A 13,130-nucleotide genomic window follows, 5' to 3' on the forward strand; every position below is an offset into this window, starting at 1 on the left:
TGATCTACCTGCTACCGTTAGCCCCTACAAAAAGTTTGAGAAGAACGCGGCTTAATTTTAGAGATCGCGGCTGAGGGCAGGGGTGACCGGAGCCTCAATGGTCTCGGCCTCCAACACTGCGGGCACACCCTCATTGAGTACCGTGAGCACTTGGGGCGGAGTGGCATCGGGAGGATAGACCAGATCAACCTCAAGATCTTGGCGGGCTTCGGCGGGAATATTCAGCTTTAGCAGAGCTTCAGCCTCCTGTCCCCGGCGCTGGACTAGGTGAACGTAGTGGGTGCGCTCTAAACCCATCTGATTTCTAAACTTGAGCCGCACAGTACCCCGAAAGAATACTCGGTCTTCGGGGGGACGACGAAAGCGCAGCCCTTGGACCAACTCCTCATCGCGCATAGGAGTTTGAAACTTGAGGGTGATGGCTTGCTCGACACCCCGATTGTTGTAGAAGGGGAGTTTGAGGCTGTAGCGCACGCCGTAGTTGCCGTGGGCACGGAAAGCAGTGTCGGGGTAGCGAGCCACCATGGGAGCGCTCTGAATTTGCCCAGTGCCAAAGGTGTTGCGATCGACGGAGCTAATCACGTAGGAGAAGGCATTGCCGGGGGCCGGAATCGTCAACACGTCGGTGTCGGAGGAGTCGGTGAGAGTGGCTTTCCAGCTGGCACCCTTGGCGACCCCGGCCACTCGACCGTAGTAAAACCGCCCAAACCGATAGGTCGAGGGGTCAGAGGGGGGAATATCGCGGGGGCCGGCGAGGTTGCCCTGCTTGAGCACCTGAAGCCAGTCTTGCAGGGTGGGCACGCGCTCGTTACCGTTGGGCATGACGTCGGCGTAACGGGCTAGGCTAGCTACGTGCACGGGGCCGCTGCTAGAGAGATACATCATGGATGTGCGCCCATTGCTGGGAATCGGGCGCGGTGCTATGGGTCGCAGTGGTGCAACAGTGCCATTCTCGCCAGTTTCAGGGTTAATTTGGGCATCAGCGGCAGTCAAAGTGACGGGGCGTATCGGAGGCTTGGGAATAACGCCTCCCTGGGGATAGCTGCCGTTGATCGGTACGGTGAGCGATCGCAGTGGGATAGGGGTGTTCATCAGCAGTTGCACATGGCCAGGTGGCAGCGTGATGCGCTCGGGCCAGTGGGACTGGTTTGCCCCGCGCAACATGTCGGTGGTGGTGCGGCTGCCGGGACCAGCATAGACACTGCCATTCGAGCTGAGTCGGGCATCGGGCAGATTGATGAAGGGAGCCTCCTGGCTGAGGTAGCTGACTCCCTGGTGGATGGTGATGTCAATGGGTTCGTCGCCGGGGTTGTACACCACAACGCCCATGAATAGGGTGCGGCGATCGTCAGCGTTTACCCCACGGGCGATGTGGTGGGCAAAAAGATCAAAGCGGCCGTTAAAGGCGTAGTTGAGATGAGCATCGGGGGATGCCATGCCGTCTTTAGGAAAGGTGGACAGCAGAATGCCATTCTGCTGCACGACTTCGGGGCTATTGCTGTTGAACACAGGGGTTTCGTCCAGGCCGCCGGGGAGGGGGCGCACTTCCTGGTAACGAATAACCTCGGCGTAGCTGCCATCGCGCGGAATGACAACGGTTTTAGCCTCGGGGGCTGGGGTGGTTTCACCCGGCGGTAGTTGAGCAAACAGCGGGGAAAGAGTGAAAGCGACTAACGCACTCAGCATGGATAACCCGTGGAACGACCAAAATACTAGTGAATTCAGTGTGCCCAGGTAAAACAAGCCTGAAGCAGTAGACGACGACCCTGGCAATGGTCAACATTGGTTGGGGTGGAGGGCGGTGTAACCAGCGCTGAAGCTGCCGGAAGCCTAGGCAAATGACGATGATCTATAGGCAACGGTGGCAGTGGCTATATTGACCCGATCCACAATAGCACCTTGGGGGACGGGGTATTTCGCTAGGGTTTGGGGAAAATCACTGAATCTTCACAGATTGGGACGGGCTTATTGGCCCCGCAGGGGGGCGTCTAACACCTTAACGATGCGATCGCCCGCGTCCTCTAGGTAAGCCAGGGTCGCCAGGTCGAGCCGCTGGCCCTGGCGACTGAGGTGACGGGCGATCGCCTCCTGAAGCTGCCGCAGTTGGTAGCGGGCCAGCACTCGGGCTTCTTCAGGGGCACCAAAGGTAGCCTCTTGGGCAACAAAGCCCAAAAAGTCAGTGACGCCTTCGCCAGAGCCATGGTTGCGCAGCACTAGGCTGGTGAGGGCGTTGAGGTGGTGGCGCTGAAGCCCCTGCCGCAGGCTAGAAATGGGCGTTGCCTCAGCGGGTGGATTGAGCACCTCAGTCCAAAGCGTCTGGCTCAGGGTGTCGAATAGCTCGGCCAAAGTAAAAGAATCTGGCCCTGGCTGTTTGAGTTCGCTGTCGCGCAGGCGCAGCAGCCGATCGCCCTCCATCAGATTGCTGAGGGTCAAGGCCTGGGTTGACACGATGCGATCATAGATGGGGTAGTCGAGGCGATCGCTAAACGGATCTTCTCCCCAGTGCAACCAGCGATCGGGAGCCAGGCGGTTGACCAACTCGGGCGACAGGCTGAGGGCGTTGGGGGCAAAGACCTGCTGGCTAAGGGTGGTTAGGGCGCGCCGCTGCTCGGCTGCCGCCACCGGCTCGAACGGGGATTGCCCCCGCGAACTCCAGGGGTCGGTGCGGGTAAAGCGCTGGCCGCCGATGTAGTTGGCCATGGTATCGGCCTGGCTGCCGTAGTAGAAAAACACCAAATCTACCCGCTGGCGAAGCTGACCGTAGCCCTCGCCCGGGTTCACCGAAAACCAGTCGAGGCGATCCCAAATGGCCTTAGCGATCGCCAACTGCCCCTCGGCGTAGCTTAGAGGGTCGTTGCTCATATCCCAGGCGTTGGCTCTGGGGTCGACCATGGTGTAGGCATCTTCGTCGGTGGCGTAAGCCAGAGCGGGGTCTGTCGCGCGATCGGCAATGGACTGAAGCTCGCGCTGGGCGGTCGCTCGGCTGGTGACCGGGCGGTAGCCATACTCAATAGCCCAGCGATCGTAGGGGCCGAGCTGGGTCGGGAAATAGTCGCCTTGGGGCTGACCAACGGGGGCCAGATTGGGGGGTAGGTAGTCCATGACGGAGCTGGTCATGCCCTGGGCTTGAGTAATGGCCGGGTTGTTGAGGTCGGCGGGAGACAGCAGAGTGCTACCCAAAAAGTTGTGCCGCAGCCCCAGCACGTGGCCCACTTCGTGGGCAGTTAGCACTCGCAGATATTGCTCTAGGTAAGCCGCCTTGGCCTCACGGGTCGAAAACGGTGGCGCTAGGGTAGCGATCGCCAGAGGCCCAAAGGTATTGGTCTGGGCTGCTCGCAGGCTAGCGCAATAGTCTAGGGTGTCGGGCTGGGGTGAAACAGTGCGGCCGGCGGCTGGAGCGGTGAGCCGGGTCATCAGGCGATCGCTGAGGGGGTGTCCGCACAGCGCCATTTCGCCCCTGGCGATCGCCCCCCGCTCGGCTAGCGTGTCGTACTCCAGGGCAAGATCGCGCACCACGCTGGCGTCAAGCACAACGTCAGCATCGAGAATTTCGCCGGTTAGGGGGTTGACCCGCGAAGGCCCAAGCCCGCTGGCCCAAGGGTAAAGCGAGTCTGACCAGCGAATTACGTTGTAGCGCACGTCGGCAGGGTCCCAATCAGCGTTGGCGGGCATTTCGCGCACTTCGATCGCCTGGGTAAAGCCCGCCTGCTCGAAGGCGGCATTCCACCACTCGATGCCGTCGCGAATGGCGGCTCGGTATTCTTGGGGGGTGGTGTTTTCAATCCAAAAAACCAGCGGCGTTTTGGGCGGCGAGAGGGCCGCAGTGGGGTCTTGTTTTTCTAACTGCCAGCGCTGAATGTAGCGGACAAAGGGGTCTGAGCTGCCAGGGCGAGTCGGGGCCCGGTAGGCGGAGATGAAATAACCCACCCGCTCGTCGGCCAGCCTCGGCTGAAAGGCGGGGTGAGCAGGAATGGCCGACAGGCTATAGCGCACCCGGAGGTTGAATCCCCTACCATCAGGAATGCTGCTGAGGGCCAGGGCAAAGGGGTCTGCACCACTGCTGCCGCCCGAAAACCCTAGCACCGTCTCCAGCTCAACGTTTTCGGGAAAGGCTTTGACCGGCCCCAGGTAAGAGGCATCGGCGTTGAGGGCGTAGCTGCCCAGCACCCAGGGAAACTGGTTAGCGAGATTGGCAGGGTCACGGGTGATGAGCCAGTCTTTGAGGTCGATGAGCAGTTCGCCCGTTTCACCATTGATGGCTTGAATCGGTAGCGTTGTCAGCACCGAATCGCTGAAAGATTCTCGCAGTAGCTGCTGGGCCTCGGCTTGGGAATTGCGGAAGAGCGCGTTGGGAATCGCCACCTGCAAGCGGTTGTCGGGAATCTGGCGAAACTGAACCATAAAGTCGTTGACCGGCCAGCCGCGAAACAGCCCAGCCTCACCCACCCCTGATTCTAGGGTGGCGATAAACAATAGGTTTTGGTTGAGCTGGGCGGGCTTGAGCCCGAGAAAGGCTCGATTGCGTTGGAGGTCGTGGTAAACCGTAAACAGCCCCTGGGAAACGGTCAGCCCCTTGACTGTCTCCTCAAAGGACTTGAGGCTGGTAGGTTCTAACCCGGCGCTAGGGTCTGACCCAGTGGGGGCGTCGGGAGTCGGCTCGCTGACTTGGGCAAAAAGACTGCCATGGGTCGGTCCAACCGCTGAGGAAACCTGGGGGGTTGCCCCTTGACTCGGGCTGAGGGAGAGGGTCACCGCGATCGCTAGGCTCAAGAGAAAGACCAGTCCTAGTCGTATGCTCTGCTTCACCAACCGCGCTCCTTCGCCCCTAAGCTAGGGGTGTTTTATGTTGTCATATGATGATAGACCTCATTTCCCCGTTTCTTGAGGCCATGCCAGAGACTGCCCCCGCCATGATTTCACCGCCGCTGCCCAACGCCTGGCCCCAGTTTGAGCAACCCCTCAAATTGGGAGTGATGGCCTCAGGCAACGGCAGCAATCTAGAGGCGATCGCCCAGGCCATCAGTCGGGGCGATCTGCATGCTCAAGTTCAGGTCGTGGTGTACAACAACCCCAAGGCTGGGGTGGCCGAGCGAGCGGCCCGCCTTGGACTGCCCACCGTGCTGTTGAACCACCGCCAGTACCCCGGCCGCGAAGCTTTGGACAAAGATATTGTGGAGACGCTCCGTATCCACGGCGCTGACTGGGTAATTATGGCGGGTTGGATGCGCTGCGTGACGTCGGTATTAATTGACGCATTTCCCCAGCGGGTGCTGAACATTCACCCCAGTCTGCTGCCCAGCTTTCCAGGGCTGCATGCGATAGAGCAAGCGCTGGCGGCAGGGGTAAAGGTGGCGGGCTGCACCGTACACCAGGTTGAGCTAGCAGTAGACAGTGGCCCAATCATTATGCAGGCGGTGGTGCCAGTACAGCCGGGCGATACTTCCGCTATGCTCCAGGCCCGTGTTCAGCAGCAAGAGCACCGCATCTACCCAGCGGCGATCGCCCTAGCTGCCCTAAAAGACAAGGGTCGCGACTAACTCCAATACCGCAACCAAAAGTACCCGCTCGGGTGACGGCGACCTTAGGACGTAAATTCCACAATGGGCCTAACCCCGACAGCCAGAGACACCTCCTTCTACCGGGTGCGTAGGCCACTGGGGCAAGCCGTATTTTTGGTGAAATCAAGCTATGGAAATTACTACCTTTGAGCTGCTGGTCAAGCGCATCGCCCCACCCCCGGCCGACCCCACCGTGGCTCGCCGCGTGGTGCAGGGATATTTTCTGACCATTGCCAACTTAGAAGACCGCGACTTTACCTATCAGCTTGAGTTTCACGTCAGCCGCCCCACGCCGGTAGACCCCGATCGCACTCTGGCAGGCAACGCTGTGGTGGCCTTTGATATTGCCGGAGCCAACACCCCGCTGGCCCTGACTGCGGTCAACCCCAGCCCGGTTACCCCCGTCTTCACCACCCGGTTTAGACTGCCGGCGAAGCAGACCGCCTCGGTGCAACTGCTGCCGGACCTGACTCGACCCGGCCTGCTCGATGAGGCCAATCCCGATGTTGAAATTCGCGGCTTTGTGCGCTTGCGCCTGCCTGCTCTGCGCCAGGGGGTGTTTCTAAGACCCCAGAGCAACACCCCCGTCAAGGTACTGCTCAACCCTGAGGTGCGCGGCACCTTCTTGCCCAACGACCTCGCAGCTCGCAGCGGCGACTTTGACCAGATCAACTATCCGCTAGAACTGGCCAGCGGTAAGGGCCTCAATGAAGTAGAGCCCGATCGCGGCTTCTTCCCCATCGATCCCGTCATCGTGGCTGAGGTGGCTGGCGATCGCCCGGTGCTGCCCGACCTGAATCCCCCCATGATTGACCTATCACTGCTCAGCCCCACAGCTCGGGCCGAGGTTTTGGCCGAAACCCTGGCCCAGGTAGACCCCAGCGCCGAAAACCTGAGCACCGTCAGCGACCTGCTCTCCAAGCTGGAAATTCCTATCCGCATGGAGCCGACCAACCGGTAGGTGCCGCCTAATTCTGACGCCTCAGCCCTGGTAGCTCTGCCTGCCTGAGGCTGAGGGACGCTATGGAAAACCGCCGTAACGCTGAGTATTTAATGAAACCTTTTACCTTTCAGCCGGTTTCCTTTAGCTGGGTGGCGCTGCATCCCCAGCCTAAAGGGGTGATTCAGTTTATTGGTGGAGCATTTTTTGGCTCGTTGCCGACCCTATGCTATCGCCACCTGCTGCGCGAGCTGTATGACGCTGGTTACACCGTGGTGGCCATGCCCTTCCGCTTCAGCTTTCGCCACTGGGGCATTGCCCTCAGCCTGTTAGAAGAACAGCGACGGCTGCAAACCTGTCTGCCGCAGCTCGCTGCCGAGGTTGGGTACGACATTGGGGTATATCACCAGAGCGATCGCTACGCCTGGCTGGGCCACAGCTTGGGCTGCAAATACATTGCCCTGCTAGAACTGCTGTGCGGCGTTGAGCTAGACCCGGCAGACACCACCCTTGATGAAGTGATTGGCGGCAGAAATGCTCAGTGGTTGCGCGATCGCCTAGCGGCTTCTCCTAACATTTGGAACCAGCCCACCCAGCTCTTAGCTCCCGATATTAGCGACACCACCAATGCGGTGCCGCTCAAAACGTTGGCGCACCTGTTCGATCGCTTAGGACTGGGGGTGCAGCCCACCCGCCAGCAAACCCTCGCGCTAATCGATCGCAGCCGCCTCTTTAACTTGACGGCCATGGTTTCCTTCACCCACGACACCGTAGCGGGAAGCATACAAGACCCTTGCCCTGCTACCAGTGATGTCCTCTGGCTTTACCAGCATCTACAGGCCAAACAGCTGATTCATGCCGAACTGAGGGGCAAACACCTCGAACCTCTGGGGGTAAAGGTCGGCTCCTGGCTGGTAGACCTCAACCCGCTCGATAAGTTTGCTAAGCCCCTAGTCTGCTGGGCTACCGGAGAAACCGTGCTGAAGTTTTTTCACCAGCTTCAGCATCGCGAAACTGAGTCAGGGACAGTTTTAGAGGAGCTGAAGCCAGCCCTAATTGAACGTTAAGCAGTGAGCGGAATCAGGACTGTTCAGCGCTGAGCCATCGGGTTTAGGAGTTGATTTGCCGGAAAACGAGGGTCGAGCTGGAGCACGATCTGGCGCTGGTCGATGGTTAGCCAGCCTTCGACTTTAAAGTCTTTCAGAAGGCGAGTCACAGTGACACGAGTGGTGCCGATGGCGGTAGCCAACTGGTGGTGGGTCAACCGCATGGGCACCCGAATGCCGCTGGGTTCGACATGGCCAAAGTCTTTGGCCAGCATCAGCAAAAAGTGCTTGAGGCGATCGGCTACCAAGCGCTTGCCCGAGAGCGCTAGCCAGGCTTCGGCCTGCTGCATTCTCAGGGTCAAATTGCGAAACATGCCCGCCATCAGCACTGACGACCCCTCGATTTCAACCATGGGCAGCGACAGCACATCGACATCGGTGAGGGCGGTGGCCCAGTAGGGGTCAACGGTGGTTAGGGGTAGGCCGATGGGCATCGATGGCCCAGCTAGACCCAGCAGCGTTTCGCTGCCGTCGTGCTGAATGGTAAATAGCTGCACAATGCCCCGACAGATGACCAGCACCTCATCGCTGCGCAGGGGAATGGGTCGCCCTGCCGCAAAGGGTACTAGGGCTCGCTCGCGATAGAGCTGCTCCAAGAGCTGAATGAAGGTTTGATGGTTGCGAATGCCAACAGTGGCATCATGGAGAGCAGAGGTTGCGATTGCAGACACGGGGGTACCTAGAGTTCGCCCGGGTAGGTACTAGCAAGGGTACGGGGGTGAGAACGGCCCTTAGGGGCGATCGCAGCCCTGTCCTCAAGACCAAGGTCTCACAACAGTTGGATCCTGGTCAATGCTATCAACCTGCCCAGCCCCATCTTCGGCGGCTTAAATTAAGGAATTCCCCAGACGAGGTTAAGTTCAGGGAAATAGTTCATTAACGTTTGTGATTTACCGCACCAACCAGGACGAATTTGGCTATCTACAATACCTTGTAGCAGCTATATCCTACTGAGGTAAGGCCAGCTCTAGTGGGTGGGCAAGTAGTCGCGCACGTCCGTCACTTGCCCGGCCAGAGCTGCCGCCGCCACCATCGCCGGGCTCATGAGCAAAGTGCGGCCCGAGGCCGACCCCTGGCGTCCTTTAAAGTTGCGGTTAGAGGATGAGGCGCTAATCTGCCGGCCCTGAAGCTTGTCGGGGTTCATGGCCAGACACATCGAGCAGCCCGCCTCGCGCCACTCAAAGCCCGCTGCAGTGAACACCTGGTCTAGCCCTTCGGCCTCGGCCTGCTGCTTTACCCGCTCAGAGCCAGGTACTACAAAGGCTTTTATCCCCTCAGCCACGGTCCGACCCTGGACCACTTTTGCCGCTTCCCTCAGATCGCTGATGCGCCCATTGGTGCAGCTGCCGATGAAGCACACGTCAATGGCGGTGCCCTTCAGGCTTTGGCCGGGGGTGAAATCCATATAGGCAAAGGCGTCTTGGGCCAGCACCTGCTCTTCATCGGGCAGGCTGTCGGGCCAGGGCAAGGTTTCGTTGATGGCAATGCCCTGGCCAGGGGTAATGCCCCAGGTTACGGTGGGGGCAATGTCGGCGGCGGCGAACACGGCCACATCGTCATACTCGGCGTTGGCATCGCTGCGCAGGGTATTCCACCAGGTAACGGCCTCATCCCAAGCTTTACCCTTGGGAGCAAAGTCGCGCCCATTTAGATAGTCATAGGTGATTTGGTCGGGGTTGACGTAGCCGCAGCGCGCGCCCCCTTCGATCGCCATGTTGCAGAGGGTCATGCGCTCTTCCATGGACATGGCTTCGATCGCACTACCGGCAAACTCGTAGGCATAGCCCACGCCACCCTTCACCCCGAGCTTGCGAATGATGTGCAGCACCACGTCTTTGGCGTACACCCCAGGCAGCAGGTCACCGTTGACCTCCACCCGGCGCACCTTGAGCTTGCCGAGGGCCAGAGTTTGAGAGGCCAGCACGTCGCGCACCTGACTGGTGCCAATGCCGAAAGCGATCGCCCCAAAGGCCCCGTGGGTCGAAGTGTGGCTGTCGCCGCAGGCAATAGTCATCCCCGGCTGGGTCAACCCCTGTTCGGGGGCAATCACATGCACAATGCCCTGACTACCCGAGCCAATGTTGTAAAAGCGAATGCCGTGCTCTTGGCAGTTTTGGTCGAGGGCCTGCATCATCGCCTCGGCTAAGGGGTCAGCGAAGGGGCGGGCCTGGCTCTCGGTGGGCACGATGTGGTCGACGGTGGCGACGGTGCGCTCGGGATACATCACCGTGAGCTGGCGCTCGCGCACCATAGCAAAGGCCTGGGGGCTAGTGACCTCATGCACCAGGTGCAGCCCAATAAACAGCTGGGTCTGCCCCGAGGGCAGGGTACCTACGGTATGCAAATCCCAAACTTTGTCGAACAGCGTACCCTTGCTCATGGCAGACCTGTAGGCAAAAACGATGAAACTAACTGGTGGCGAAAGGGGCGGCAAATGCGTTGCCAGTGTTCTATCTTAGCCCAAAGCCTCTGCCCCACAGTTGAGGGAAATATCTCTGGAGGCCAGTTAACGACTGTACCCAACGGCCCTTGCTGCCCTCTTATCGATTCTTTACGATCACCTGGTAAGTTTCAGCGTGTTGTGGGCTATTGCCCTGGGCGAACCATTGAGCGTTTGACCAGAACTACCCACGCCAGGCAAAAAGGTTCGATTTATTAGGAGATATGTCATGGGTTTTCTAGGCAAATTGTTCGGCAGAAAAGAAGAAGAAAAAGCTAAGTCCTCCCCCAAAGTTAACGTCAAGCAGGCTGCCACTACGGCCAAAATCGACGATGCCAAGGTGGGCATCGATGGCCAATTCGACGAGAGCGGTCTAGCAAAGCGAGTGGCCCTGGCGTTTGATGAAGCCGGCCTGTCTGACAATGTGGGCCTGTGGGTGGCTCAAACCGGCTCCACTGTGGTGCTGAAATATAACCCCGATGCTCAGGGTGTGCTAGAGCAAGCCAAGAAAATTGCTATGACTGTGGATGGCGCGACCAACGTCACGGCTCAGCCCAACTCGTAGGGCCATTCTTAGTTAAACCGTCAACCGGTAACGTTCAATAGTTAACGCCAGCACCAGTGCTAAGTCCTTGGTGCTGGCGTTTTTGATATTCAAGACGAAGTTCACCTAGCGCTGGCTCAATGAGACCGGTTGCGAACCCAGTTGAGGTAACTTTTCTGCTAGCAGCCGAGCGCTGGCGGCGGGGGACAAACCACGGATGTCAACCTGGGGAATGACTCGGTGACGGCGCTCTAGATCGTGGCGGTAGGCGCGATCGTAGTAGTCCAGAATGATGGCGCAAGCGGCGCGCAGGTTCCCTGACTGAATGTGCTGTACGGCAGCCTGGGTGCGATCGCCCCCCAACCGCTTTTGAATTCGCTCCGTCGCCGCCACCAAACCCTCAGTGGAGGCTTCGCCATAGATCTCCACCAGCAGGTCAAGGCGTTCATCAAGCGATCGCACTACCTCCACCCCCGGAGCCGCATCCATCTGCACAAACAGCTCGTCGGGGATGCGGCAGGTGCCCACCCGGCGACTTTCAGCCTCCAGCCAAATAGGGCGTTGGTCCTTTGGGGCCAGTCCTTGACTATCGCTTGGGAATCTTGCCCACTGGTCCGCCAATAAATTCTCGTAGTGCTCCACAGAGGGCTGGGGCGGCAGCAGCAGCGCCCCAAAGCTACTGCCTCGATGGTTGGCCAAACCTTCTAGATCTAATACTGGTTCTCCCAATGCCGCCAGTTCCTGAAGAATCAGCGTCTTGCCGCTGCCCGTCATTCCGCCCAAAATCATGATTGGTTTGGGCGTCGCCAAGGTCTCCCGCACCCAGCGCCGGTAAGCCTTGTAGCCACCATCGAGGAGGTGGACGGTAAATCCCGCTAATTCCAAAATCCAGCCCATGCCGCCGCTGCGCATGCCTCCTCGCCAGCAGTGGATTCGCAGGTGGCGATCTGGGGCCAGCGCCTTGGCCGCGCGCACAAACTCACCGCATTTGGGGCCAGCCATGTCAAAACCCAGTTCTACCGCCGACTCTCGCCCCACCTGCTTATAACAGGTGCCTACCTGGGCGCGCTCTGCATCGGTGAATAAGGGAAAGCTAATCGCGCCAGGGATGTGCCCCTGATGAAATTCCCCTGGGCTACGCACGTCGAGAATCGGGCCAGAGCCTTGCAGAAAATCATCGATATCTAAAGGCTTTGGCATGGGTAAACGGACAAGATTTCAGGGTTGCTAAGGTTTTAGTGTAGCGGTTTGAGCATGAGCGTTAACCGGAGCGGGGACGACGATGTAACCCTCGGTGCGATCGCCCAGCACCCAATTCCTTTCCACCCCCCAATACCACCAGTGGGCGGCCACGTAGGCGCAGGTAAGGCTGTCGAGCTGGTCTTCTACCGCTTTTAGGGCAGCTCCAGTGAACAGAATTTCTGGTAAGTCGGATTCCTTTAGGTCGAGGGCAGGCTCTAGGGTGGGCAGCACGGAGAGCTGATACTGCCGCAGTTTCTCTAGCTCAGGGCGGCGCTGGGCTAAGGTGCCCTTCTTGTACTTGAGAATTTTGCTCAGGCCAAACAGGTGCACCGTCGCCGGGTGAGGGAATACCTCTAGCTGAAACCGGCCCGCTGGCTGTGGCGGGCTGAGGGGCTGGTGTTGAAAGCCCAGGGATTCGAGCGCTAGGCCAAAGGCAACTAATTTTGCGGCAAAGGGTCGGCCCAGGTTGGCGGGGTAGCAGCCCGCGTCGTAGCGGCCGAAGTGCACGTGGGCGAGCCGATCGGGCGATCGCATCCCAGTTTCGTTAGGAATTAAAGTGGGGGCATCCACCGCAACGACAGCGTTGGTCGATCCCTCAGTCCAGTGAGAGATCCAAGCCAAAATTTCGTCTACGGTCTGAAGGCGATCGAGCGCTACCAGCCGCAAGTTACCGTTGTCTACATGCAGACAGCAGAGCCCAGTAGGCCCACTTTGCCAGCCTAGATCAACCCCAAGGAAGCGATGGTAGGGAGGGCAATTCTGGGACGAATTCTCCTTTGAAGTTGGGTCTCCAACACTAGAAGAGCAAATCATTCCGCCAAATCCACATAGTCGCGCTGGTCACCTCGTCGGTACAGGCGGGTGTTCACTTTGGGATAATCGCAAATGTCAAACTCTAGCCGCATGCCCCCAACCAGGTACACTAGGTCTTCCGTAAAAGGATTGCTTAGGCCGTGGGCTAGCCCACCAGCGGCAAAACCCATAAAATCGCCGGGGCCAACCTCCATGGTCTCGTCACCGATTTCCGCCAGCCCTCGCCCCGAGAGAATGTAGATAAATTCCTCTTCGGCCTGGTGGACATGGTACTGGGTTGAGTCGTGACCGGGTTCGACCCGCACCAGGTGAACGCCGATGTGCTCAAACCCGACGGCATCGCCCAGCGACCGGCCATGGCGGATTGCTCTAGGATTGAGGGGATGGACAAAGGTGGATTCGGGCAGGGCAGCGATCGCATCGGCGGTCAGTAACGGGTGAGAACGGTGCATAGGCCAATCAAAATTTAGGGACTATTTGGAGCGCA

General features: G+C 59.1%; 11 protein-coding genes. 4 read left to right on the plus strand and 7 right to left on the minus strand.

What is annotated here, in order from left to right:
- Positions 1-57: 57 nt before the first annotated feature.
- Together NC979_RS16820 and NC979_RS16825 are read right to left on the minus strand one after the other, a co-directional pair.
- Complete coding sequence (locus NC979_RS16820) at positions 58-1,686, minus strand: DUF3370 domain-containing protein (RefSeq protein WP_190517687.1); 1,629 nt, start codon at positions 1,684-1,686, stop codon at positions 58-60.
- A gap of 279 nt (positions 1,687-1,965) precedes the next feature.
- On the minus strand, positions 1,966-4,806 hold the full coding sequence (locus NC979_RS16825; RefSeq protein WP_190517689.1) for a zinc-dependent metalloprotease: 2,841 nt from the start codon (positions 4,804-4,806) through the stop codon (positions 1,966-1,968).
- 83 nt (positions 4,807-4,889) lie between these two features.
- On the opposite strand from NC979_RS16825, the gene purN reads away from it, so the two are divergent.
- The 3 genes from purN to NC979_RS16840 all read left to right on the plus strand — a co-directional run bounded on the left by purN (position 4,890) and on the right by NC979_RS16840 (position 7,565).
- Entirely contained in the window at positions 4,890-5,537 is a 648-nt protein-coding gene (purN, locus tag NC979_RS16830; protein WP_199308752.1) for a phosphoribosylglycinamide formyltransferase, read from the plus strand.
- A 151-nt stretch (positions 5,538-5,688) separates the two neighbouring features.
- Complete coding sequence (locus tag NC979_RS16835; RefSeq protein WP_190517693.1) at positions 5,689-6,519, plus strand: hypothetical protein; 831 nt, start codon at positions 5,689-5,691, stop codon at positions 6,517-6,519.
- 62 nt (positions 6,520-6,581) lie between these two features.
- The gene (locus NC979_RS16840; protein ID WP_190517696.1) at positions 6,582-7,565 is read left to right on the plus strand and encodes a DUF1350 family protein; all 984 of its coding nucleotides are present in this window, start codon (positions 6,582-6,584) and stop codon (positions 7,563-7,565) included.
- A 23-nt stretch (positions 7,566-7,588) separates the two neighbouring features.
- Here the strand turns inward: NC979_RS16840 and NC979_RS16845 are convergent, their stop codons facing one another.
- The gene (locus NC979_RS16845) at positions 7,589-8,275 is read right to left on the minus strand and encodes a Crp/Fnr family transcriptional regulator (protein WP_347403914.1); all 687 of its coding nucleotides are present in this window, start codon (positions 8,273-8,275) and stop codon (positions 7,589-7,591) included.
- A 296-nt stretch (positions 8,276-8,571) separates the two neighbouring features.
- A complete protein-coding gene (leuC, locus tag NC979_RS16850; RefSeq protein WP_190517698.1) occupies positions 8,572-9,984 on the minus strand; it encodes a 3-isopropylmalate dehydratase large subunit in 1,413 nt (470 codons plus the stop codon).
- A gap of 289 nt (positions 9,985-10,273) precedes the next feature.
- Here leuC and NC979_RS16855 point away from each other — a divergent pair, with 289 nt between their 5' ends.
- The gene (locus NC979_RS16855) at positions 10,274-10,609 is read left to right on the plus strand and encodes an SMP-30/gluconolactonase/LRE family protein (RefSeq protein WP_190517701.1); all 336 of its coding nucleotides are present in this window, start codon (positions 10,274-10,276) and stop codon (positions 10,607-10,609) included.
- A 105-nt stretch (positions 10,610-10,714) separates the two neighbouring features.
- On the opposite strand, the gene mnmH is transcribed toward NC979_RS16855, so the two are convergent.
- Genes mnmH through NC979_RS16870 form a run of 3 tightly spaced genes read right to left on the minus strand, consistent with a single transcriptional unit; the run spans position 10,715 to position 13,095 of the window.
- A complete protein-coding gene (mnmH, locus tag NC979_RS16860) occupies positions 10,715-11,788 on the minus strand; it encodes a tRNA 2-selenouridine(34) synthase MnmH (RefSeq protein WP_190517703.1) in 1,074 nt (357 codons plus the stop codon).
- A gap of 27 nt (positions 11,789-11,815) precedes the next feature.
- On the minus strand, positions 11,816-12,643 hold the full coding sequence (locus NC979_RS16865; RefSeq protein ID WP_190517704.1) for a DUF429 domain-containing protein: 828 nt from the start codon (positions 12,641-12,643) through the stop codon (positions 11,816-11,818).
- Positions 12,640-13,095 carry a cupin domain-containing protein gene (locus NC979_RS16870; RefSeq protein ID WP_190517705.1) on the minus strand — a complete coding sequence of 152 codons (456 nt, stop codon included), beginning with the start codon at positions 13,093-13,095 and terminating at the stop codon, positions 12,640-12,642. The genes NC979_RS16865 and NC979_RS16870 overlap by 4 nt, the downstream gene beginning before the upstream one ends.
- Positions 13,096-13,130 lie beyond the last annotated feature (35 nt).

The sequence above is a fragment of the Leptolyngbya subtilissima AS-A7 genome, from assembly GCF_039962255.1.
Taxonomy (GTDB): domain Bacteria; phylum Cyanobacteriota; class Cyanobacteriia; order Phormidesmidales; family Phormidesmidaceae; genus Nodosilinea.

Coding starts and splice junctions, on each gene's coding strand:
- purN (WP_199308752.1), top strand. CDS start 4,890: ATGCCAGAGACTGCCCCCGCCATGATTTCACCGCCGCTGCCCAACGCC.
- leuC (WP_190517698.1), bottom strand. CDS start 9,984: ATGAGCAAGGGTACGCTGTTCGACAAAGTTTGGGATTTGCATACCGTA.
- mnmH (WP_190517703.1), bottom strand. CDS start 11,788: ATGCCAAAGCCTTTAGATATCGATGATTTTCTGCAAGGCTCTGGCCCG.
- NC979_RS16835 (WP_190517693.1), top strand. CDS start 5,689: ATGGAAATTACTACCTTTGAGCTGCTGGTCAAGCGCATCGCCCCACCC.
- NC979_RS16870 (WP_190517705.1), bottom strand. CDS start 13,095: ATGCACCGTTCTCACCCGTTACTGACCGCCGATGCGATCGCTGCCCTG.
- NC979_RS16855 (WP_190517701.1), top strand. CDS start 10,274: ATGGGTTTTCTAGGCAAATTGTTCGGCAGAAAAGAAGAAGAAAAAGCT.
- NC979_RS16865 (WP_190517704.1), bottom strand. CDS start 12,643: ATGATTTGCTCTTCTAGTGTTGGAGACCCAACTTCAAAGGAGAATTCG.
- NC979_RS16840 (WP_190517696.1), top strand. CDS start 6,582: ATGGAAAACCGCCGTAACGCTGAGTATTTAATGAAACCTTTTACCTTT.
- NC979_RS16820 (WP_190517687.1), bottom strand. CDS start 1,686: ATGCTGAGTGCGTTAGTCGCTTTCACTCTTTCCCCGCTGTTTGCTCAA.